The sequence below is a fragment of the Pseudomonas sp. 43mfcvi1.1 genome (genome assembly GCF_900115935.1).
Classification (GTDB): domain Bacteria; phylum Pseudomonadota; class Gammaproteobacteria; order Pseudomonadales; family Pseudomonadaceae; genus Aquipseudomonas; species Aquipseudomonas bijieensis.
Genome location: NZ_UETT01000017.1, coordinates 26,594 through 47,522, shown reverse-complemented (window position 1 = coordinate 47,522; position 20,929 = coordinate 26,594). Strand labels below are relative to the sequence as shown.

General features: G+C 62.0%; 20 protein-coding genes. 8 read left to right on the top strand and 12 right to left on the bottom strand.

The genetic code is table 11. The features are described from left to right. Window positions 1-248: 248 nt before the first annotated feature. From DTP52_RS26410 to DTP52_RS26385, 6 genes are read left to right on the top strand one after another with little or no spacing between them, the layout of a single operon-like run. The gene (locus tag DTP52_RS26410) at window positions 249-3,173 is read left to right on the top strand and encodes a monovalent cation/H+ antiporter subunit A (protein ID WP_109755991.1); all 2,925 of its coding nucleotides are present in this window, start codon (window positions 249-251) and stop codon (window positions 3,171-3,173) included. After that, window positions 3,173-3,517, top strand: coding sequence for a Na+/H+ antiporter subunit C (locus DTP52_RS26405; protein WP_003202835.1), 345 nt, complete (start codon window positions 3,173-3,175; stop codon window positions 3,515-3,517). The genes DTP52_RS26410 and DTP52_RS26405 overlap by 1 nt, the downstream gene beginning before the upstream one ends. Continuing rightward, window positions 3,514-5,199: a monovalent cation/H+ antiporter subunit D gene (locus tag DTP52_RS26400; RefSeq protein WP_109755990.1), complete on the top strand. Its 1,686-nt coding sequence runs from the start codon at window positions 3,514-3,516 to the stop codon at window positions 5,197-5,199. The genes DTP52_RS26405 and DTP52_RS26400 overlap by 4 nt, the downstream gene beginning before the upstream one ends. Next, a complete protein-coding gene (locus DTP52_RS26395) occupies window positions 5,196-5,684 on the top strand; it encodes a Na+/H+ antiporter subunit E (RefSeq protein WP_109755989.1) in 489 nt (162 codons plus the stop codon). Before DTP52_RS26400 ends, DTP52_RS26395 begins: the two co-directional genes overlap by 4 nt. After that, on the top strand, window positions 5,681-5,959 hold the full coding sequence (locus tag DTP52_RS26390) for a K+/H+ antiporter subunit F (protein WP_003202841.1): 279 nt from the start codon (window positions 5,681-5,683) through the stop codon (window positions 5,957-5,959). Before DTP52_RS26395 ends, DTP52_RS26390 begins: the two co-directional genes overlap by 4 nt. Next, the gene (locus DTP52_RS26385) at window positions 5,956-6,318 is read left to right on the top strand and encodes a Na+/H+ antiporter subunit G (protein WP_109755988.1); all 363 of its coding nucleotides are present in this window, start codon (window positions 5,956-5,958) and stop codon (window positions 6,316-6,318) included. The genes DTP52_RS26390 and DTP52_RS26385 overlap by 4 nt, the downstream gene beginning before the upstream one ends. A 184-nt stretch (window positions 6,319-6,502) precedes the next feature. Here the strand turns inward: DTP52_RS26385 and DTP52_RS26380 are convergent, their stop codons facing one another. From DTP52_RS26380 to DTP52_RS26370, 3 genes are all read right to left on the bottom strand, one after another. Then, a complete protein-coding gene (locus tag DTP52_RS26380) occupies window positions 6,503-6,940 on the bottom strand; it encodes a DUF3995 domain-containing protein (protein WP_109755987.1) in 438 nt (145 codons plus the stop codon). A 139-nt stretch (window positions 6,941-7,079) separates the two neighbouring features. Next, entirely contained in the window at window positions 7,080-8,090 is a 1,011-nt protein-coding gene (locus tag DTP52_RS26375) for an ABC transporter substrate-binding protein (protein WP_109755986.1), read from the bottom strand. A 186-nt stretch (window positions 8,091-8,276) separates the two neighbouring features. Further along, window positions 8,277-8,726, bottom strand: coding sequence for a hypothetical protein (locus tag DTP52_RS26370; protein WP_109755985.1), 450 nt, complete (start codon window positions 8,724-8,726; stop codon window positions 8,277-8,279). A 796-nt stretch (window positions 8,727-9,522) separates the two neighbouring features. Between DTP52_RS26370 and DTP52_RS26360 the strand changes: the two genes are divergently transcribed. Both DTP52_RS26360 and DTP52_RS26355 read left to right on the top strand, forming a co-directional pair. Beyond that, window positions 9,523-9,753 (top strand): hypothetical protein, encoded by a 231-nt coding sequence (locus DTP52_RS26360; RefSeq protein WP_109755983.1) that lies wholly within the window; start codon window positions 9,523-9,525, stop codon window positions 9,751-9,753. 87 nt (window positions 9,754-9,840) lie between these two features. After that, a complete protein-coding gene (locus DTP52_RS26355; RefSeq protein ID WP_109755982.1) occupies window positions 9,841-10,077 on the top strand; it encodes a DUF2789 family protein in 237 nt (78 codons plus the stop codon). Between the two features lie 173 nt (window positions 10,078-10,250). Here DTP52_RS26355 and DTP52_RS26350 read toward each other — a convergent pair whose 3' ends face one another. From DTP52_RS26350 to iolD, 9 genes are all read right to left on the bottom strand, one after another. Further along, window positions 10,251-11,855, bottom strand: coding sequence for a methyl-accepting chemotaxis protein (locus DTP52_RS26350; RefSeq protein WP_109755981.1), 1,605 nt, complete (start codon window positions 11,853-11,855; stop codon window positions 10,251-10,253). A gap of 179 nt (window positions 11,856-12,034) precedes the next feature. After that, window positions 12,035-12,439: a TraR/DksA C4-type zinc finger protein gene (locus tag DTP52_RS26345; RefSeq protein WP_003202859.1), complete on the bottom strand. Its 405-nt coding sequence runs from the start codon at window positions 12,437-12,439 to the stop codon at window positions 12,035-12,037. A 327-nt stretch (window positions 12,440-12,766) separates the two neighbouring features. After that, on the bottom strand, window positions 12,767-13,789 hold the full coding sequence (locus DTP52_RS26340; RefSeq protein WP_109755980.1) for an ABC transporter permease: 1,023 nt from the start codon (window positions 13,787-13,789) through the stop codon (window positions 12,767-12,769). A 34-nt stretch (window positions 13,790-13,823) separates the two neighbouring features. Beyond that, on the bottom strand, window positions 13,824-15,377 hold the full coding sequence (locus tag DTP52_RS26335; RefSeq protein WP_109755979.1) for a sugar ABC transporter ATP-binding protein: 1,554 nt from the start codon (window positions 15,375-15,377) through the stop codon (window positions 13,824-13,826). 74 nt (window positions 15,378-15,451) lie between these two features. Further along, entirely contained in the window at window positions 15,452-16,378 is a 927-nt protein-coding gene (locus tag DTP52_RS26330) for a sugar ABC transporter substrate-binding protein (RefSeq protein WP_109755978.1), read from the bottom strand. Window positions 16,379-16,429: 51 nt separating this feature from the next. Further along, entirely contained in the window at window positions 16,430-16,582 is a 153-nt protein-coding gene (locus DTP52_RS31245) for a hypothetical protein (RefSeq protein ID WP_162893821.1), read from the bottom strand. A 143-nt stretch (window positions 16,583-16,725) separates the two neighbouring features. Next, window positions 16,726-17,778: a Gfo/Idh/MocA family oxidoreductase gene (locus DTP52_RS26325; protein WP_109755977.1), complete on the bottom strand. Its 1,053-nt coding sequence runs from the start codon at window positions 17,776-17,778 to the stop codon at window positions 16,726-16,728. A gap of 175 nt (window positions 17,779-17,953) precedes the next feature. After that, window positions 17,954-18,964 carry a Gfo/Idh/MocA family protein gene (locus DTP52_RS26320; RefSeq protein ID WP_109755976.1) on the bottom strand — a complete coding sequence of 337 codons (1,011 nt, stop codon included), beginning with the start codon at window positions 18,962-18,964 and terminating at the stop codon, window positions 17,954-17,956. A gap of 30 nt (window positions 18,965-18,994) precedes the next feature. Beyond that, a complete protein-coding gene (gene iolD / locus DTP52_RS26315) occupies window positions 18,995-20,926 on the bottom strand; it encodes a 3D-(3,5/4)-trihydroxycyclohexane-1,2-dione acylhydrolase (decyclizing) (RefSeq protein ID WP_109755975.1) in 1,932 nt (643 codons plus the stop codon). Window positions 20,927-20,929: the final 3 nt, after the last annotated feature.

Here is a 20,929-nt window from a genome sequence, read left to right as displayed (position 1 = left end):
TGCTGCGCAGCCCAGCGGGAGCAAGCTCCCTCGCCACGGGTGATGCGCATGGCGCGCTATTGCGTTACCTCCAACCATCGGCCCAGCGGCCCCAGTACCGTGGTGGATTCTGACGCTGCCTCCCTCCCCCAAACAACGCAAAGTCCGAAAACTCAACCAACCTTGTAGGATTCTGCGACACCCTCGCGGTTGGTGATCCGCAATACGCCACGTATGATCCCTCACAACCTCCCGCCGAATAGAAGCCTATGTCACTGATAGTTCTATTGCTTTTGCCCTTCATCGGCAGCTGTGTCGCGGCACTGCTGCCGCATAACGCCCGTAACGCCGAATCACTGCTGGCCGGCCTCGTGGCCCTGGCCGGCACTGTCCAGGTGGCCTTGCTGTACCCGCAGATCGCCGACGGCGGCGTGATCCGTGAGCAATATTCCTGGTTGCCCAGCCTCGGCCTGGATTTCGTGCTGCGCCTGGACGGTTTTGCCTGGCTGTTTTCCTTGTTGGTGCTGGGCATCGGCACGCTGGTGTCGCTGTACGCCCGCTACTACATGTCGCCGGACGATCCGGTGCCGCGCTTCTTCGCCTTTTTCCTGGCGTTCATGGGTGCCATGCTCGGGTTGGTGATCTCCGGCAACCTGATCCAAATAGTGTTTTTCTGGGAACTGACCAGCCTGTTCTCGTTCCTGCTGATCGGCTACTGGCACCACCGCACCGACGCCAGGCGCGGCGCCTACATGGCATTGATGGTGACCGGGGCCGGCGGTCTGTGCCTGTTGGCCGGGGTGATGTTGCTCGGCCATGTGGTGGGCAGCTATGACCTGGACAAGGTCCTGGCCGCCGGCGACTTGATCCGTGCCCATGCCCTCTACCCCATCCTGCTGCCGCTGATCCTGATCGGCGCCCTGAGCAAAAGCGCGCAATTCCCTTTCCATTTCTGGCTGCCCCATGCCATGGCCGCCCCTACGCCGGTGTCGGCGTATCTGCACTCGGCGACCATGGTCAAGGCCGGGGTGTTCCTGCTGGCGCGGTTATGGCCGTCGCTGTCGGGCAGTGAAGAATGGTTCTACATCGTCGGCGGCGCGGGAGCCTGTACGTTACTGCTGGGCGCCTACTGCGCGATGTTCCAGAACGACCTCAAGGGTCTGCTGGCCTACTCCACCATCAGCCACCTCGGGCTGATCACCTTGCTGCTGGGCCTGAACAGCCCGCTCGCGGCAGTGGCGGCAGTGTTCCACATCCTCAACCACGCAACCTTCAAGGCCTCGCTGTTCATGGCCGCAGGGATCATCGACCACGAAAGCGGCACCCGTGACATTCGCAAGCTCAGCGGCCTGGTGCGGCTGATTCCGTTCACCGCGACCCTGGCCATGGTCGCCAGCGCAGCGATGGCCGGGGTGCCGTTGCTCAATGGTTTCCTGTCCAAGGAAATGTTCTTCGCCGAGACGGTGTTTATCTCCGCCACGGCCTGGGTCGAGCTGGCGCTGCCGATCATCGCCACCATCGCCGGGACCTTCAGCGTCGCCTACTCCCTGCGCTTTACCGTGGATGTGTTCTTCGGCCCCACCGCCACCGACCTGCCCCATACCCCCCACGAACCACCGCGCTGGATGCGCGCCCCGGTGGAGTTGCTGGTGTTTACCTGCCTGTTGGTGGGGATCTTCCCGGCCCAGGTGGTCGGCTCGTTGCTCGCTGCCGCCGCGTTGCCGGTGGTGGGCGGCACGCTGCCTGAATACAGCCTGGCGATCTGGCACGGCCTCAACGCGCCGATGATCATGAGCCTGGTGGCGATGTCCGGCGGCATCGTCCTGTACCTGCTGTTGCGTAATCAATTCAGGCAAGGGCACATCAAGCACCCGCCATTCATTGGCCGACTCAACGGCAAGCGGCTGTTCGAACGCTGCCTGGTGCTGATGATGCGCCACAGCCGGCGCCTGGAACGACGGATCAGCACCCGTCGCCTGCAGGCCCAGTTGTTCTGGCTGGTATTGGCCGCGGTGTTCGCCGGGCTGATCCCGATGCTGCACAGCACGCTGGTCTGGGGCGACCGGCCGAAAATCCCCGGCTCCATCGTGTTCGTCACCCTGTGGCTGCTGGCGATCGCCTGTGCCCTGGGGGCGGCCTGGCAGGCCAAGTATCACCGACTCGCGGCCCTGACCATGGTCAGCGTCTGCGGCCTGATGACCTGTGTGACCTTCGTCTGGTTCTCAGCGCCGGACCTGGCCTTGACGCAACTGGTGGTGGAAGTGGTGACCACAGTGCTGATCCTGTTGGGCCTGCGTTGGTTGCCTCGACGGATCGAGGATGCCTCGCCCCTGCCCAACAGCGAGCGGCGCGCACGCATCCGCCGCCTGCGGGACTTGCTGTTGTCCATCGCCGTGGGTGGCGGCATGGCGCTGCTGTCCTACGCGATGCTGACACGGCAGACGCCCAACGACATTTCGTCGTTCTACTTGAGCCGCGCCCTGCCCGAGGGCGGCGGCAGCAATGTGGTGAACGTGATGCTGGTGGATTTCCGTGGCTTCGACACCCTGGGGGAAATCACCGTGCTGGTGGCGGTGGCCCTGGCGGTGTTCGCCCTGCTGCGACGCTTCCGCCCGCCGAAGGAAAGCATGCAGCTACCGGCGCAACAGCGCCTGCTGGCACCGGATGTGGTCACCGACCTGGTCAACCCGCGCCATGCCAGCGACACCGCCCTGGGTTTCATGATGGTGCCGTCGGTGCTGGTGCGCCTGCTGCTGCCGATCGCCCTGGTGGTGTCGTTCTACCTGTTCATGCGCGGGCACAACCAACCCGGCGGCGGCTTCGTCGCCGGGCTGGTGATGTCGGTGGCGTTCATCCTGCAATACATGGTCGCCGGCACGCAGTGGGTCGAGGCGCAAATGAGCCTGCGGCCGCTGCGCTGGATGGGCACCGGGCTGTTGTTCGCCACGGTCACGGGCCTGGGGGCGATGGCCGTGGGGTATCCGTTCCTGACCACCCACACCTGGCATTTCGACTTACCACTGCTGGGTGATATCCATGTGGCCAGCGCGCTGTTCTTCGACATCGGCGTGTACGCCGTGGTGGTCGGCTCCACCCTGTTGATCCTTACCGCCCTGGCTCACCAGTCGGTACGAGCCCATAAACCGGGCCTGCAAGCCAAACCCATCGCCCCCGTCAAAGGAGCCACCGCCTGATGGAAGAAGTCATCGCAATCGCAATCGGCGTACTGGCCGCCTCCGGTGTCTGGCTGGTGCTGCGGCCACGGACCTTCCAGGTGGTCATGGGCCTGTGCCTGTTGTCCTATGGCGTCAACCTGTTCATCTTCAGCATGGGCAGTTTGTTCATCGGCAAGGAACCGATCATCAAGGACGGCGTGCCCCAGGATCTGCTGCACTACACCGACCCACTGCCCCAGGCCCTGGTGCTGACCGCCATCGTGATCAGCTTCGCCATGACCGCGCTGTTCCTGGTGGTGCTGCTCGCCTCCCGGGGCCTGACCGGGACTGACCATGTGGACGGTCGGGAGCCCAAGGAATGATGTTGACGCCCCACTTGATCGCCGCGCCCATTCTGCTGCCGCTGCTGACCGCCGCGTTGATGCTGATGCTGGGCGAGAAGCACCGTCCGCTCAAGGCCCGGATCAATCTGTTTTCCAGCCTGCTGGGCCTGGGCATCGCCGCACTGTTGCTGTACTGGACCCAGGACCAGGCGCTGCCCGCGTCCATTGGCGTGTACTTGCCCGGCAATTGGCAGGCGCCGTTCGGCATCGTCCTGGTGGTCGATCGCCTGTCGGCGTTGATGCTGGTGCTGACCGGCATCATCGGCGTCAGCGCCCTGCTGTTCGCCACCGCCCGTTGGGACCGTGCCGGCGCCAGTTTCCATGCGCTGTTCCAGATCCAGTTGATGGGCCTCTACGGAGCCTTCCTGACGGCGGACCTGTTCAACCTATTCGTGTTCTTCGAGGTGCTGCTGGCGGCCTCCTACGGCCTGATGTTGCATGGCTCGGGCCGGGCGCGGGTGTCGTCGGGCCTGCATTACATATCCATCAACCTGCTGGCTTCGTCACTGTTCCTGATCGGCGCCGCGCTGATCTATGGCGTCACCGGCACGTTGAACATGGCCGACCTGGCCCTGAAGATCCCGCTGGTGCCGGAAGCCGACCGCGGCCTACTGCACGCCGGGGCAGGTATCCTCGCGGTGGCGTTCCTGGCCAAGGCCGGCATGTGGCCGCTGAACTTCTGGCTGGTGCCGGCCTATAGCGCCGCCAGCGCACCGGTGGCGGCGCTGTTTGCGATCATGACCAAGGTCGGCGTCTACACGATCCTGCGCCTGTGGACGCTGCTGTTCTCCGGCCAGGCCGGCGCCTCGGCTTATTTCGGTGCCGACTGGCTGGTCTACGGCGGCATGGCGACCATCGTCTGCGCCGCCATCGCCATTCTGGCGGCGCAACGCCTGGAGCGCATGGCGAGCTTGAGCATCCTGGTCTCGGCCGGGATCCTGTTGTCGGCCATCGGCTTCGCCCAACCCAACCTGGTGGGTGCGGCGCTGTTTTACCTGGTGAGTTCGACCCTGGCGCTCTGCGCGCTGTTCTTGCTGGCGGAGTTGATCGAACGTTCGCGCTCGGCCAATGAATTGTCCCTGGACGACGACTTCGACACCTTGCCGCGACCGCTGGAATCCCTGCAACCGCCCAAGGGCATCAACCTCGATGACGAGCAGAAAGCCGTGGTCGGGCAAGTGATTCCCTGGACCATGGCCTTCCTTGGCTTGAGCTTTATTTTCTGTGCACTGTTGATCATCGGCATGCCGCCGCTGTCGGGGTTCATCGGCAAGCTGAGCCTGCTGAGCGCCTTGCTCAATCCTCAAGGGCTCGGAGCCAGCGCCGAGGCGTCGGTCTCGAATCAGGCGTGGGGCTTGTTGGCGTTGCTGATCCTCTCGGGGCTGGCTTCGCTGATTGCATTTTCACGCCTGGGCATCCAACGTTTCTGGACGCCCCAGGAACGCCCGTCACCGTTGCTGCGGCCGTTCGAATGCCTGCCGATCATCGTGCTGCTGGGCCTGGGCATCGCCCTGACCTTCAAGGCCGAACCGTTGCTGCGCTATACCCAAACCGCTGCCGATGCGCTGAACAACCCGGAACATTACGTGATGTCGGTACTCGCCACCCGCCCCGTGCCCAACCCCGAAGCCCGTGCGGCGTTGCGGGAGGTGCAGCCATGAAGCGCCTGTTCCCCGCTCCGTGGTTGTCCCTGGCGCTGTGCGTGCTGTGGCTGGTGTTGAACGTGTCCCTCAGCGCCGGCCATCTGCTGCTGGGCGCCACGCTAGGGTTTCTGGCCCCGCTGATGATGCGCCCGCTGCGACCGCGGCCCATCCGTATCCGTCGGCCGTGGGTGGTGTTGCGCTTGTTCCTGCTGGTGGGCCGCGACGTGCTGGTGTCCAACCTGGCGGTGGCCTGGGGTGTGCTGAACGCCGGGCGCCGCCCACCTCGCTCGCGCTTCATCAAAGTGCCGCTGGACCTGCGCGATGCCAACGGCCTGGCCGCGCTGTCGATGATCACCACGGTGATTCCCGGGACCGTCTGGTCGGAACTGGCCCTGGACCGCAGCATCCTGCTGATGCACGTGTTCGATCTGGCAGACGAGGCGTCATTCATCGCCCATTTCAAGGCCACCTATGAACGCCCGCTGATGGAGATCTTCGAATGAGCCCATTGCTGTCCAATGCGATCCTGTTGAGCCTGTTCCTGTTCTCCCTGGCGATGGTGTTGACCCTGTGGCGGCTGTTCAAAGGCCCGTCGGCCCAGGATCGGGTACTGGCCCTGGACTACCTGTACATCGTGGCGATGCTGATGATGCTGGTGCTGGGCATCCGTTATGCCAGCGACACCTATTTCGAGGCGGCCCTGCTGATCGCCCTGTTCGGCTTTGTCGGCTCGTTTGCCTTGGCCAAGTTCCTGTTGCGTGGCGAGGTGATCGAATGACCGGCGAACTGTCGATGTGGGTGGAAATCCCGGTGGCGATCCTGCTGGTGCTCAGCAGCCTGTTCGCCCTGGTCGGGGCCATCGGCCTGGTGCGGCTCAAGGATTATTTCCAGCGTATGCACCCACCAGCCCTGGCGTCTACCCTGGGGGCCTGGTGCGTGGCGCTGGCCTCGATCGTGTATTTTTCGGCGCTCAAGTCCGGGCCAGTACTGCATGCCTGGCTGATCCCGATCCTGCTGTCCATCACTGTCCCGGTGACCACCCTGCTGCTGGCCCGGGCGGCGTTGTTCCGCAAGCGCATGGCCGGGGATGATGTGCCGGCGGAAGTGAGCAGTCGCCGAACCGGGCAGGACGGCTGACCGCTGCCTTGTGGCGAACACCCTTGTGGCGAGGGAGCTTGCTCCCGCAGGGCTGCGCAGCAGCCCTTAGACCTGTCACCTCGGTGTCAGGCCGATTGTGTCCGGTTTTTTGGGAGGGCTACGCCCTCCAGCGGGAGCAAGCTCCCTCGCCACAATGGTGTTCACCTTTAGAAATTGCGTCGCGTCAGGCCCAGGCCACCGCCAGCAACCCAGCCCCGAGCACCACGCACAACGGCGAATAGACCCAGGTGTCGAGCTTGGCGAACGTCGAGCCCTTGACCTCCTTGAAGAAGCCCACCAGCTCCGACTCGCCAATGGCCCGGGCGAACATCAGCAAAGCGATCGCGCTGATCAGCCACTGCAATGCCCGATGGGTGACCGGCTGCGCCAGCAGGCCGACTCGTAGGCACACCAGCAGCGCAATCAGCAGCAGCGCCAGAGCCACCAACAAGGTCAGCCAGCCCGAGGGGTCGAACGCCGGTCGCAACGCCCCCCCTTGCTTCACCGGCACCTGAGGCACCACCGCCAGGGCCGCCCATCGCCCCCCCAGGGCCCAATACAAATGAATCAAGCTGATGGTCGCAAACACTGCGACCAGCGACCGAGCCAATAAAAGCGTCATTCGCCAGCCTCCTGAAAAAGGTTGAACAATCATCCTAGCTCGAATTTGGCATTTCGCTGGACGGGCGCAGGTTGCCAGTTTCCAGTGAATGACTCATTGCCCAGGATCAAGAGTTCAACCCGCTGGCACGCGAGCGGTCCTACAGGGCTGCGGACACCTTGTCTGCCACCTCCTTGGGCAGCCAGGCCTGCCAGACCTGTGGATGGGCCTTGAGGAACGCTTCGGCCGCTTCACGGGGTAGCGTGCGCTTCTCGCTCATGTCGGCCAGGGCCTTGTTCAACGGTTCGATGGGCAAGTCAACCTTGCTGAAGAACTCGGCAATGTCCGGGTATTGCTTCTGGAACGGCGCGGAAACGCCAATCGACAGTTTCGAGGCCAGTGAGCGGGTCGGCTTCGGGTTGGGGTTATCGGCGTCGGTCAGGGTTTTCCAGGCCTCGGCATCGAACGGCGGCTCTTGCAACTGCACCAGCTTGAAGCGCCCGAGCAGTGGCGTGGGCGACCAGTAATAAAACAGGATCGGCTTGCCCCGGCGGATCGTCGAGCTGATTTCCGCATCCAGCGCCGCCCCCGAACCGCTGCGAAAATTCACATAGCTGTCAGACAGGCCATAGGCCTTGAGCTTCTGTTTGTTGACCACCTCGGATGTCCAGCCGATGGGGCTGTTAAGGAAGCGGCCCTTGTCGGGGCTCTCCGGGTCCTTGAACACATGTTTATAGCGCACCAGGTCTTCGACGCTGCGCAAATCCGGCGCCAGGGGCTTGATGCCCTTGGCCGGGTCGCCCTTGATGACGTACTCGGGCACCCACCAGCCTTCCGTCGCGCCCTTGACCGTATCGCCCAGGGCGATCACCTTGCCTTCGGCCTCGGCCTTGACCCACACCGGACTACGCCCAGCCCACTCTTCACCGATCACCTGAATGTCGTTATTGGCCAGGGCGGTTTCCAGGGTAATGGTGGTGCCGGGCAGTGTATCGGTCTGCAATCCATAGCCCTTTTCGACGATGACTCGCAGGATATCGGTGATCAGACTGCCGCTTTCCCAGTTCAGATCGGCGAAGTGGATCGGCGCTGAAGCGGCCGACGCCGGAAGTGGCGAAACCAACACAGCGAAGGTGGCCCAGGCAGCCAGCCACTGTCGAACTCGTTTCATGCTTTGCACCTCATGCAGATACAGCAATAGCTGAACGGCCCTGCGTAACCAAACGCAAGCCCTGAATAGTTCAGTCAATTGACTGTAGCCGAGGTTCCAGCGAGATCTTGCGAAAACTGCCAGCGGTTTGGGCGCAAAGCCCTTGCCAGCCCGATGCCTACACGCTTTTCACCGGCCCTGAAATGGTCACTCGCTGGCCTTGAAAGTCACCAGTTCGCCCTTGCGCCACTTCGCCGCCTTGGCGGTGACCGCTTTCAGGGTCTTGGTCAAGCCTTCCTGCAACTGTTCGTTTGCCGCAAACACGGTCACCACGCTGTGGCCTTCCTTGAACAGGATGGCATGACCAGCGGGGGTCGTGACGAAGGCGTAATCGCCAAGGCCATAGACCGTCAGCTTGATTTCGCGAAAGCGGATTTCAAACTTGCCGCCTTCGCGGCTGGGCAATACCGCTGCGCGAAAATGATCACCGACCTTGAGCTCGAGCCTGGGCTTGTCATCGACCACCAACGCCGACTCGGTGTCGATTTCGGCGACATAAATACCTTCGGCGTTCTGCTCGGTGATGTAGACGAAACGTGACTGGAATTGTTTGACCAGTTTTGCCCGCAGGTCACCAAGTACGAATAACGCATGCATGTCGAGATTACTTACTGCCAAGGAAACATCCCCATTTTTGAAAAAGGCCCGCCCTGCACAAAGGACGGACCACGAGAACCCGTACCGACTGTATTGTCGTAATGGACCTGTAACTGAAATTCGAAGTGAACGGCGCGCCCTGTCCCGGGCCGAGAGCAGACTAAAGGTTGCCGCTCTCGCCGTCTTTCCCGGGGGGTCGCCAGAGGCTGAAGGAAAAAGCCACTCTGAGCATCGGAAAAGATGGGACTACTAACTTTAGGGAAATTTCTCACTTAAAAAAGCATTTTTCTGACATCGAGCCCAAAAAAAATTGCTTTAGATAGGCGCAACCGTCCACACGACACTGCCGATTCTAGAGCAGCCGAAGGCGTGGAGACTACTCGAAGTACTCGACAATTCGTCGGTAAACCATAGAAAAGGAATTCGCATGGCCGCTTTCACACCCCTGCCCCACACCGTATCCCCTTGCATCGTGGACACAGATGACACCTTTGACGCGGCCGACGGCCCGTCCATTTCGTTGATTCAACCGCGTTATCGGGTCGTTCTGGCCGGCAAGTGCTTTTTTCACATAGAAGAAACATCGACTGGACTTGTAAGAGGATTCCGAACTGACCATAACGAGGCCTGCCACCTGGCCAGGCGTCTAGAAGGCAGCGCCTGAGCTCATAATGTGCCCGTCCATGACTTAACTCAGCCACCGACGGGCAACTGCTGCCATACTGCTCGCCCAGCGAAGAGCGTCGTTCATCGGCGATCGCGCATCCATGATATGAGCTTGAGGAGAAGGCGCGACGTGACGGAATTTGATATCGGCGAATTTTTTATCCGGGGCGAAGCCAGAGAAGTCGAAGGCGAGTTCCAGGCCGTCATCCTGATGCGCGCCAAGCCACCCTTGACCACCGTCAGTTGCCACCAGGTGGAGAAGGATCGCTGGTTCAAGACCGCGGAGATCGCTGCCGAGGCGGCCAGGGAAGCGGCCAAGGCGTTGAAGGCCGCAGTGGATGAAGGGGCCTTGAAAGCCTGAACGTGATCGAACTCCTGGCGAGCGCTTGCCTCAGATAAAGGGAAGCAGTCGGGGCGCCATGACGGCGCCCGCCCAAAGGAGCCCCCCATGGAACAACCATCCTACGAACTCAATACCCTATTCGCCCAACTCGGCCTGCCCTCGGACGACAAAGCCATCGACGACTTCATCATGGCGCACCCGCTGGCACCGGAGATCAAGCTGGTGGAAGCCGATTTCTGGTCGGACCAGCAGAAAGACCTGCTTCAGGAATGGCTGCTCGCCGACGGCGAAGAAGCTTTGTTGGTAGACGAACTGAATGTGCGCCTGCACGACGGTAAGTAGCGCCAAGAACCATGAGTCCCCTGTGGCTAGGGGATTGGTGGGAGCAAAGCTTGCTCGCGATGAAGGCGCATCGATCCCTCATGAGACCGCGTCGCCTTCATCGCGGGCAAGCCTTGCTCCCACAGATATTTCCTCGCCACAAAAGCGCAGTTGCCAATCAGTGGCGTTGAGGCCTAGCGCGGTTTCTCGGGTTTGTAGCCCAAGCGCAAGCCACCCCAATGCCGCCCCTTGAGCATGATCGGTACGGAAAGGTCGTGCATCAACTCACCCGTGTCGCGGGTGTAGGTCTGGAGCAGCACCGGCTGTTGGTGGCTACCGCAGCGGATCCCGGTGCGATCGGAAAATTTGCGCTTGGTGCGGTTGTTCAGCGTGTCCACCTGCGGGTCGCCGGTCAGCGGTTGGCTGAAGACCTTGTTATGAGTCGGCACATAACCCTGCTGGGTGCAGGCAATCGCAAACACCAGGCCTTCGTGGCGGGCAAGCAATGGCTCCTGGATCGCCGGCAGCACCTGGTCGGTGTAGCGGTCGAAACGGGTCTGGAATTTGGCGGGTTGGGTATTGGGAATCGGCTGGTAGTTACGGTCGAACAGATCCTCCAGGCTGACACGGCCCTGATCGATGTCGGCCTCGAACTGCGCGGCAATCTGACTCGCGCCTTCCCGTGCCAGGTCGTAGACCCGTTGGTGATAATCGTCGAGGCCCACCTCGGCCAAACGTTCACTGATGGTTTCGGCCTGACCTTCCATTTGCACCGCTGCATCGGCCAGGCGCTGGGTCTGCTGGTCGCTGACGGACAGGTCGCTGCGCATCTGCTCGATAGCGTGGAACAGGCTGTCGAGCTGTTCGCGATTGGTGTCGGTGCCTTGGGCAATGGCACTGACCTGGGTTTCGACGCCTTCTGCAAGCCGGGCGATGTTTTCCAGATGCTGGCCGGTGTGCTCGACCTGCTGCACGCCGCTGTCCAGGTCAGCGGCCAATTGCCGGATCTGCTCCACCACCTGGGCGGTGCGTTGCTGGATGTCCGCCACCATCACCCCGACTTCACCGGTCGCCGCAGCCGTACGCCCGGCCAGACCACGGACCTCATCGGCCACGACCGCGAAACCACGGCCATGCTCACCGGCCCGTGCCGCCTCGATGGCCGCGTTCAGCGCCAGCAGGTTGGTCTGGCTGGCGATCGATTGGATCACCAGGCTGACCCGCTGGATTTCATCGCTGCGTACGCTCAAGGCTTCGATCAACTCACGGCTGTCGTTTGCCCGTTGGCTGAGCTGGTGCATGCGGCTGATGGATTCCACCAGCTCGCCGCGCCCGGCCACGCTACTGCGATGGGCTTCACTGGCGGCGCCCAGGGCCTGCTGGCTGAGTTGCGAGGTGGCTTGTTCGGTGGCGATCATCGATTCGGCGTTGCTGACGATCTGCGCCGCCGCGTCGAGTTGGGACTGAACCCTGCCGGCCAGTTGCTTGACCGAATAGGCGACACCGGCCGCTGATAGCGCGTTATGACTGGTGGTGTAGGACAGGTCGCGGGTCAATTCGGCCAGGCTGTCGGTCGTGGGAGCAGGCGCAGTGGCCAGGCGCGAACGCAGGCGCGGCAACCAGACGATGAGCATGACCAGCGGCAAGCCCAGGTACAGCGACCAGCCGCCCAGGGCCATGCCACACAGCAGCAATGCCAGGGCGAGACTCTGCAAGGTCGGCGTCAGCCAGCGCGCCGTGCTTTTTGTCTCAGGTACCGAGGCCGGCACCGCACCCGCCAGCGTTCCGTCTGTCGCCATGTTCGTCACCCACACTCTCGTTGTTATGACTGCATTAAACGCCACTACAGAGCCATTATCCATGGTCCATTAGTCGTGTTCTTGCAGCAGATCAACGGGAGTAGACGAACGAGCACGGGCGAAAGCAAAAGATCGCGGCCTTCGTCAAAAGGTCGCGATCTTTTTGCGCAAAACGCGAATCAGGCCTGACGCTGGTGCTTGTCGATCTGTTCGTGACGTTCCTGGGCTTCGATGCAGTACTTGGTGGTCGGGCTGATCAGCAGGCGCTTGAGGCCGATCGGCTCGCCGCTGTCGTCGCACCAGCCGAAGCTGTCGTCGTTGATGCGGTCCAGGGCCTGCTCCAGTTGAGGCAGCATGCGCTGGTCGCGATCGATGGCGTTGACCAGCCAGGTACGCTCTTCTTCTACGGAAGCAGCGTCCGCCGGGTCGGCCGGGGTGTCCAGGCTCTCAATGGCGATTCGGTTCTGTTCGATGCGCTCGTGGGTTTCGACCTTCATGTTCTGCAACAGCTTGGTGAAGAAAGCCAGCTGCTCGGCATTCATGTAGTCATCCGCCGGCATGGCCAGCAACTTTTCCTTTGTCATTGATTTCTCTATAAAAAAACGTGCATTAAGGCGAATTATGGAGCGTCCCGCAGCGCAGCTGCCACGCTCATCGGGAAGGCGCCGTCTATTCCAAGCGCCACCCGGCACTCAATTTACGAGGGGCGGCAGTCTAAGGCCGAGTCGAGGCCTCAGCAACTGAAAACATAGGGAAAATGTCCGACAACCCCTTCAAATGTTCTCTGACAGGCTTTTGGCAGTCATCGGAGTGCGTTTATAACAAGAAATTCGGTGCAATAGCTGTATTAAGAAGACAAATGGCAACGCCACGCGGGTCAGGCGTGGCGCTTTGTCGCAACCTTCGAGGAATCAGCGCTTGAGTTTGCGCTTGTTGCGGTACTGGTCGATGACCACCGCCACCACGATGATCAACCCCTTGATGATGTCCTGGATGTAGGCATCGACACCGACAAAGGTAAAGCCGCTGGCCATCACCCCGAGGATCAGCGCCCCAATCACGGTCCCGGTGATGCGCCCCACCCCGCCCGCCAGGCTGGTGCCGCCGATCACCGCCGCGGCAATCGCGTCCAGCTCATAGGACATGCCCATGCCCGCCTGGCCGGTCGCAGCCCGCGCCGAGGCCACCACGCCGGCCAACCCCGCCAACAACCCGGCAATGCTGTAGACGATCACCAGGTGGCGCTTGACGTTGATGCCCGAGGTCCGCGCCGCCTGCATGTTGCCGCCGATGGCGTAGGTGTACTTGCCATACTTGGTGTAGCGCAGGGCGATGTGGAAGATCACCGCCACCACCAGGAAGATGATCACCGGCATCGCCCCATGGCCGATGGCGGTATAGGAATCGGACAACATGCTCACCGGCTGGCCTTCGGTGTAGTAGCGCGCCAGGCCCCGGGCCGAGACCATCATGCCAAGGGTGGCAATGAACGGCGGGATACCGGTAATGGCGATGATGCTGCCGTTGATCGCCCCAGCCAGCAGCCCGACGCCGAGCCCCGCCACCACCGGTATCCACACCGGCAAGTCCGTCAACGAGGGAAACACCGCCCGGGAGAAGTCCGAGGTCTGGGCCAGGCTGGCGGCAATCATGGCCGACAGCGCCAGCACCGAGCCGGACGACAGGTCGATACCGGTGGTGATGATCACCTGGGTCACACCGATGGCCAGCAGGCCGATGATCGACACTTGCAGGATCATCAGCACCAGGCGCTGGGAGTTCATCAGGAAACTCTGGTCGCGCATGATCCAGCCGAACATCTCGAAGACCAGGCCGATGCCGATCAGCACCAGGAAGATACTCAGTTCCGTCGGCAGCCGCCGGCGCGTCCTGGGCGGTGCCGCAGCGGGTTTGTTTTCCAGTATCGCGTTCATAACCATTCACCTTTTTTATCTGGACTGACGGGCATCAGGACAAGCCCGATGCCAGTTGCATCACTCGTTCCTGGGTCGCTTCGCTGCGGTCGAGGGTGCCCATCAGGTCGCCTTCGTGCATCACCATGACCCGGTCGCTCATGCCCAATACTTCCGGCAGTTCCGAGGAAATCATGATCACCGCCATGCCCTCGCTGGCGAGGTAGGCAATCAGCCGGTAGATCTCGGCCTTGGCGCCAACATCGATGCCGCGGGTCGGTTCGTCGAGGATCAGGATGCGCGGATTGGTCATTAGCCAGCGGGCCAGCAGCGCCTTCTGCTGGTTACCGCCGGACAAGGTGTCGATGCACTGTTCCAGCGACGGGGTCTTGACCCGCAGCTTCTTGCACATGTCCTCACACAAGGCGCGCAAGGCTTTCTGCTGGATGAAGCCGTTGCCGACGTAATGGGGCAGCACGGCCATCTCCATGTTTTCCAGTACCGACAGGCACGGGAACAGGCCGCTGAGCTTGCGGTCCTCGGTCAACAGCGCGAAGCCCTTCTCGATGGCCATGTGCGGGTCGCTGATGCGCACCGGTTGGCCGTCCAGCAGGATTTCGCCGCCGGTGCTCGGGGTTACGCCGAAAATCGCCTCGGCCACGTTGGTCCGCCCCGACCCCATCAACCCGGCGATACCGAGGATCTCCCCGGCATGCAGGTCGAAGGACACGCCTTTGAAGATGCCGTCCAGGCTCAGGTCGCGCACCGACAGCACCAGCTCGCCGATGGGTTTTTCCCGAACCGGGAACAACTGGCTCAATTCGCGCCCGACCATCATCGAAATCAGGCTGTCGCCGTCCATGCTGTCGGCCCGTTGCAGGCCGATGTAGGCACCATCGCGAAACACCGCCACTTCATCGGCGATGGCGAACACTTCGTTCATTTTGTGGGTGATGTAAATGATGCCCTTACCCTGGGCCTTGAGGTCACCGATGATCGAGAACAGGTGGGCGACTTCCGTCTCGGTGATGGCCGAGGTTGGTTCGTCCATGATCAGGATGTCGGAGTCGTAGGACACGGCCTTGGCAATCTCCACCATCTGCCGCTCGGCAATGCTCAGGTTGCCCACCTGCTCCTCGGGGTCGAGGTTGATGCGCAGGCGCTCCAGCAGCCGGGCGGTGCAGCGATGCATTTCACCGTGATCGACCATGTGCAGGCCGTTGAGCTGCTCGCGACCGATCCAGATGTTTTCGGCGATGCTCATGTGGGGCATCAGGTTCAGTTCCTGATGGATCATCGCGATCCCGGCCTGCAAGGCTGCCAGGGGTGTGTCGAATTTCACCGGCTTGCCGCGCAGGCGCAGTTCGCCGGCGTCCGGCTGGTAGATGCCGGCGACGATCTTCATCAAGGTGGATTTGCCCGCACCGTTTTCGCCCATCAGGGCCAGCACGGAACCGGGGCGTACCCGCAATTGAACATCGGACAGGGCCACCACGCCGGGAAAGCCCTTGCTGACATTGACGACTTCCAGCAGGTACGGCTCATCAAGTAATACGTCCGGCTGGAAAGTCATCGCCGGGGCGCTCGAAGCAGTCGCTGAAGCGAACATGATCAGGTACTCCCTCGGCAAGGTCGGCGTGGCAACCTTGCCTGCTTATTGTTGTGATGGGACCGGGTTGAACGTCACTTGAACTGATCGACGTTTTCCGGCGTGATCAGGCGGTACGGCACCCAGACGGCCTGCTCGACCGGCTGCTTCTTGACCATTTTCACCGCCGTGTCGATCGAACCATCGGCCTGGCCCTTGGCGTCCTGGAACACCGAGACCGCCATTTCGCCTTTCTTGATGGCATTCAAGCCGTCCGGCGTGCCGTCGACCCCGGCAATCAATACGCTGCCCTTCTTGGTGCCCGCTTGCTTGAGGGCCATGGCGGCACCGATGGCCATCTCGTCGTTGTTGGACACCACGGCCTGGAAGTCGCGGCCTTGGGTCAGCCAGTCGTTGACCAGAGTCATACCCTTGTCGCGAGACCAGGTGCCGGTCTGCTCCTGTTCGATCTTGATGTTCGGGTACTTGGCCAGTACTTCCTTGACCCCCTTGGTGCGGTTGGTGGTGGAGTTGTTGGCCAGGTCGCCCAGCAAAATCACGATGTCGCCCTTGCCGCCCATCTTGTCGGCCAGGTATTGCATCTGCATGCGCCCGGCTTCGAGGTCATCGGAGGCCACGGTGACCACCCCTTCCGGCAACTTCGGATCGTCCGGGCGGCGGTTGACGTAGACCAGGGGGATGCCGGCAGCCACGGCGGCCTTGGTGATGCGCTGGGTCGCGGCGGTGTCCACCGGGTTGACGATGAGCGCATCGACCTTCTGGCTGATGAAGCTTTCCACCTGGCTCAGTTGCTTGACCACATCACTGCGCGCGTCTTCGAACTGCAAGGTGACGCCATCCGGGAAGGACTTGGCTTTCTTGTCCATGGATTCGCGCAGGTAGGTCAGCCAGGTGTCATCGAACTGGGACATGCTGACGCCGATCTTCAGGTCCGCCAGGGCTGCGCCGCTGGTGAGCATCAACGACAGGGCCAGCGAGGCGATACGGGTCTTGGTCTTCATGAACGGTCTTTCTCCACTTTTTTGTTGGTCTTATGGATAAGGCGTAGCGGATCAGGAACGGGGCAAGGGCACGATGGGCGCGCCGGGCATGCAACACACCACGGCGCCCTTGCGCTGGATACACAGGGATTCGAACAGGGGAAGGACTGCGGACAGGCGCAGCAGATGTGGCAGGTGAAACGCAGAGCGGCTGAAGGTTTTCATCGACGGTACCTAGCTGTGTTTCTTGTTTTTGTTTCGTCCTTCATCCATTCAAGGCTGGGCCTGGCAGGAGGTGGACAGGATTGTCGGTAACCTGGAATCGACTTTATTGGAAAATATTTTCCATATCAACTCATTTTAGAATTTTATTCGTTTTTTGTTCCATGACCGATAGGCGTGGACAAACACACCACTTCGCCCTGCTCGGCACTCTGCCTGGCCGCGTCCAGCACGCGCGTGGTCGCCAGTGCATCACGGGCCTCCACCGGCAGCGGGCCAGCGCCCTGCAACGCGGTTTGCAGGCGTTGATAGAACGCCAGCCAACAGCCGCGCTCCGAGGTCACCCGCTCGCGCTCGGTGCCGTGTTCGAACCAGCCCCAACGCCGATGCTCTTCAGCGCCCCAGCGTTCGCCCTCGGTCGCCGGGCTCAATCCCGCCAGCGCCTGGGCTTCTTGGCCATCCAGGCCTTCGACGGTATAGCAGCCCTGGGTGCCATTGACCCGAAAGCGCGGACGCGGGGCGTTTTGCACGCAATTGCCACTCAAGTGGGAAATCACACCGCTGGCATGGGTCAAGGAGATAAAGAAGCCGTTGTCGAACACCTGGCCTGGTTGTCGGTAGTCCAACTCGGCGTAAACCCGCGTCACCGGCCCGAACAGTTGCAACGCCTGGTCCACCAGATGGCTGCCCAGGTCGCGCAGGAATCCGCCGCCACTGCCCTTGCCCACCGAGGTCGGCGAATAGCGTTCGACGCTGGATTCAAAACGAATGACCTGCCCCAGGGCACCGGAGGCCAGCAGCTTGCGCAGGGTGAGGAAATCCGAATCCCAGCGACGGTTCTGGTACACGCTCAAGGGCACGTTGCGTCGTTCGGCGGCCAGCACCATCGCCTCGGCCTGGGCGGCGTCAGGGGCAAATGGCTTGTCGCTGACCACCGCCACACCGAGTTCGATGGCTTGCATCACAATGGCCGGACGACCGTCCAAAGGCGTGGACACCACCACCGCATCGACGCCGGCCGCCACCAGTTGTTCAAGGGTGTCGAAGGCCTGGGCATCCGGGTGATCGCTGGCCAGTTGCTGGCGGCGCTCGGCGGACCGGGTCACTACACCGACGAACGTAGCCCCGGGCAGACTGCTGATCAGCGGCGCATGAAAAAAGCGCCCACCCTTGCCGTAGCCGACTAGTCCGATTCGCATGAAAGCTCCTTATTGATCACTGAATGAATGCAACCCCTGTGGGAGCGAGCCTGCTCGCGATGGCGGTGGGTCCTCCAGCATTAATGTCGACTGACCCAACGCTATCGCGAGCAGGCTCGCTCCCACAGTTGGATCGCATACCTGCGAGAGTACGCGGTCGACATCTGGGATGTATTTAGCCGTAGAAACGCGGCCGCTCAGGCAGTTCGACCCTGACGATCTGCCCGCTCTGCTGCGCTTCAATGCAAGCATCCGCCGCCACCGCCGCAGCGAAGCCATCCCAGGCCGACGGCCCTCCCACCTGCCCGGCGCGCACGCCATCGATGAAGGCCTGCAATTCGACGTCGTAGGCCGCGATGAAGCGGTCCTTCCAGTCCATCAGAATCGCGTTGGACAGCTTGGCGCCACTGCGCAGTTGCACCTGGGACGGTTCCGGGAGCTTGGCGATGCCGGTCTCCCCCACCACTTCGCACTGGATGTCGTAGCCATACTGGCAGTTGACGAACACTTCCACGTCGATGCGCGTGCCTCGGGCGGTTTCCAGCAGGACGATCTGCGGGTCTTTCAAATGGGCGTGGGCCTTGCTGGTCTTGCGCGGAAACACCACCTGCACCGAAACATAGTCATCGGCCAGCAACCAACGCAGCACATCCAGTTCATGGATCAAGGTGTCGGTGATGGCCATGTCGGTCTTGTAGTTTTCGCCGACACTCGGGTTGCGGTGGGCGCAGTGCAGCATCAGTGGTTCACCGATCTGGCCGCTGTCGATCACCGCCTTGAGCGCCCGATAACCTTCATCGTACGGGCGCATGAAACCGACCTGCACCAGGCGCTTGCCGTGGGCAACTTCGGCCTCGACGATCTTGCGGCAGCCTTCGGCCGTGACGGCCAGGGGCTTTTCACAGAACACCGGTTTGCCCGCCGCAATCGCCGCCAGCACGAATTCTTCGTGGCTCGGGCCCCAGGAGGTGACGAGGATCGCCTCCACATCCGGCGCCTTGATCAACGCATGACCGTCGGGGTAGACCTCGGCGGTCAACTTGAGATCGGCAACGACCTTGGCCGCTTGTTGCAGGTTGATGTCGGTGACCGCCACCACCTGGCTGTTGAGCAAGGTCTGGCTGCAACGACGGATATGGTCCTGGCCGATGGCCCCGGTGCCGATGACGCCCAGCTTCAAAGACATGGAAAAACTCCTTTCGTAGGGTTGGGGCAATTAGTACTGACGGGCCTGGGCCAGTCGCTCATTGAGGGTTTTGGCCACCGCATCGGTGCGGGCACTGGTAGAGACTTGCGCCACGCCGACCCGCCACCACGACAGGTATTTGTGGATCATGGTCTTGGGCAGGACCTTGATGTCGATCAGCGTCGAGACGGTCTGCAACCGCGCATCGGCCAGGGCCGCGTGCAACTCGTCGAGGGTCTTGACCTTGTAGGTCTTGCAGCCATAGGCCGCGGCACTCATGGCGAAGTCCACGGGCACGAACCCACCGTCGAGCTTGCCAGTGTCCGGGTTACGGAAGCGGAACTCGGTACCGAAGCTGTCCATGCCGTGTTCCATTTGCAGGTTGTTGATGCAACCGAAGGTCATGTTGTCCAGCAGCACCACATTGATCTTGCGGCGCTCCTGGATCGAGGTCGCCAACTCCGAGTGCAGCATCATGTAGGAGCCATCGCCCACCAACGCGTAGACCTCCTTGTCGGGCTCGGCGAGTTTCACCCCGAGCGCCGCATTCACCTCGTAACCCATGCACGAATAACCGTACTCAAGGTGATAGGTGTTCACGCCCTTGCTGCGCCAACTGCGCTGCAAGTCGCCGGGCAAGCTGCCAGCGGCGGCGACGATGATGGCGTCATCCGCCAGGGTTTCATTGAGCGTACCCAACACGCGGCTCTGGGTCAGGCAGGAACCGGTGAGCTCGATGAATTCCCGAAACACCGCCGGGTCCATGTGGTCGTTGATTTCCGGGACGAAATCCTCGGTCTGGAAGTCGGCCTGATAGATCCGATCCACTTCGGCGTCCAGCTGGGCCTTGGCATCGGCGACCTGCCCGCCCCATTCGGCGCGATAGTCGCCCATCGCCGCCGAGAGTGCCTCCAGGCCCGAACGCGCGTCGGCCAGCAGTTGCACGCCGTCGAGTTTCAGGGCATCGCACGGACTGATGTTGAGATTGAGAAATTGCACGTCCGGATGCTGGAACAGCCATTTCGACGCCGTGGTGAAATCGCTGTAGCGAGTGCCGATACCGATGATCAGGTCGGCCTTCTTGGCCAACAGATTCGCCGCCAGGCAACCGGTTTCACCGACGCCACCGACGTTCAGCGGATGGCTGGACACCACCGCGCTCTTGCCGGCCTGGGTCTCGGCGAAAGGAATATCGAAGCGTTCGGCGAAGGCCTGCAACGCGGCATTCGCTCCGGAATACCGCACGCCGCCACCGCAGATAATCAACGGCTGGCGCTTGCCCTTGAGCAGCGCCAGGGCATCGCCGAGCATCGCCTCGGTGGCCGGGCGACGGTCGATGCGATGGACACGCTTTTGCAGGAAATAGTCCGGGTAATCGTAGGCTTCGGCCTGTACGTCCTGGGGCAGCGCCAGGGTCACCGCACCGGTTTCGGCCGGGTCGGTCAACACGCGCATCGCATGGATCGCGGCGGTCATCAATTGCTCGGGGCGGTTGATGCGGTCCCAGTATTTGCTCACGGCCTTGAAGGCATCGTTGGTGCTGATGCTCAGGTCGTGGAACTGCTCGATCTGTTGCAGCACCGGGTCCGGTTGACGGCTGGCGTAGACATCACCGGGCAACAGCAGCAACGGAATGCGATTGGCCGTCGCCGTGGCGGCGGCGGTCAGCATGTTCGCCGCCCCCGGGCCGACCGACGAGCTGCAGGCGTAGATCTTGCGCCGCAGATGTTGCTTGGCAAAGCCGATGGCGGCATGGGCCATGCCCTGTTCGTTGCGGCCCTGATGGACCACTAGGTCGCCGCTGTCCTGCTCCAGCGCCTGGCCCAGGCCCAGCACGTTGCCGTGGCCGAAAATGGTAAAGACCCCGGCGACGAACTTGCTCTGGACGCCATCGACCTCGATGTACTGGTTATCGAGGAATTTCACCAGGGCCTGGGCCATGGTCAGTCGTGTTGTGGTCATGCT

Coding starts and splice junctions, on each gene's coding strand:
- DTP52_RS26410 (WP_109755991.1), top strand. CDS start 249: ATGTCACTGATAGTTCTATTGCTTTTGCCCTTCATCGGCAGCTGTGTC.
- DTP52_RS26405 (WP_003202835.1), top strand. CDS start 3,173: ATGGAAGAAGTCATCGCAATCGCAATCGGCGTACTGGCCGCCTCCGGT.
- DTP52_RS26400 (WP_109755990.1), top strand. CDS start 3,514: ATGATGTTGACGCCCCACTTGATCGCCGCGCCCATTCTGCTGCCGCTG.
- DTP52_RS26395 (WP_109755989.1), top strand. CDS start 5,196: ATGAAGCGCCTGTTCCCCGCTCCGTGGTTGTCCCTGGCGCTGTGCGTG.
- DTP52_RS26390 (WP_003202841.1), top strand. CDS start 5,681: ATGAGCCCATTGCTGTCCAATGCGATCCTGTTGAGCCTGTTCCTGTTC.
- DTP52_RS26385 (WP_109755988.1), top strand. CDS start 5,956: ATGACCGGCGAACTGTCGATGTGGGTGGAAATCCCGGTGGCGATCCTG.
- DTP52_RS26380 (WP_109755987.1), bottom strand. CDS start 6,940: ATGACGCTTTTATTGGCTCGGTCGCTGGTCGCAGTGTTTGCGACCATC.
- DTP52_RS26375 (WP_109755986.1), bottom strand. CDS start 8,090: ATGAAACGAGTTCGACAGTGGCTGGCTGCCTGGGCCACCTTCGCTGTG.
- DTP52_RS26370 (WP_109755985.1), bottom strand. CDS start 8,726: ATGCATGCGTTATTCGTACTTGGTGACCTGCGGGCAAAACTGGTCAAA.
- DTP52_RS26355 (WP_109755982.1), top strand. CDS start 9,841: ATGGAACAACCATCCTACGAACTCAATACCCTATTCGCCCAACTCGGC.
- DTP52_RS26350 (WP_109755981.1), bottom strand. CDS start 11,855: ATGGCGACAGACGGAACGCTGGCGGGTGCGGTGCCGGCCTCGGTACCT.
- DTP52_RS26345 (WP_003202859.1), bottom strand. CDS start 12,439: ATGACAAAGGAAAAGTTGCTGGCCATGCCGGCGGATGACTACATGAAT.
- DTP52_RS26340 (WP_109755980.1), bottom strand. CDS start 13,789: ATGAACGCGATACTGGAAAACAAACCCGCTGCGGCACCGCCCAGGACG.
- DTP52_RS26335 (WP_109755979.1), bottom strand. CDS start 15,377: ATGTTCGCTTCAGCGACTGCTTCGAGCGCCCCGGCGATGACTTTCCAG.
- DTP52_RS26330 (WP_109755978.1), bottom strand. CDS start 16,378: ATGAAGACCAAGACCCGTATCGCCTCGCTGGCCCTGTCGTTGATGCTC.
- DTP52_RS31245 (WP_162893821.1), bottom strand. CDS start 16,582: ATGAAAACCTTCAGCCGCTCTGCGTTTCACCTGCCACATCTGCTGCGC.
- DTP52_RS26325 (WP_109755977.1), bottom strand. CDS start 17,778: ATGCGAATCGGACTAGTCGGCTACGGCAAGGGTGGGCGCTTTTTTCAT.
- DTP52_RS26320 (WP_109755976.1), bottom strand. CDS start 18,964: ATGTCTTTGAAGCTGGGCGTCATCGGCACCGGGGCCATCGGCCAGGAC.
- iolD (WP_109755975.1), bottom strand. CDS start 20,926: ATGACCACAACACGACTGACCATGGCCCAGGCCCTGGTGAAATTCCTC.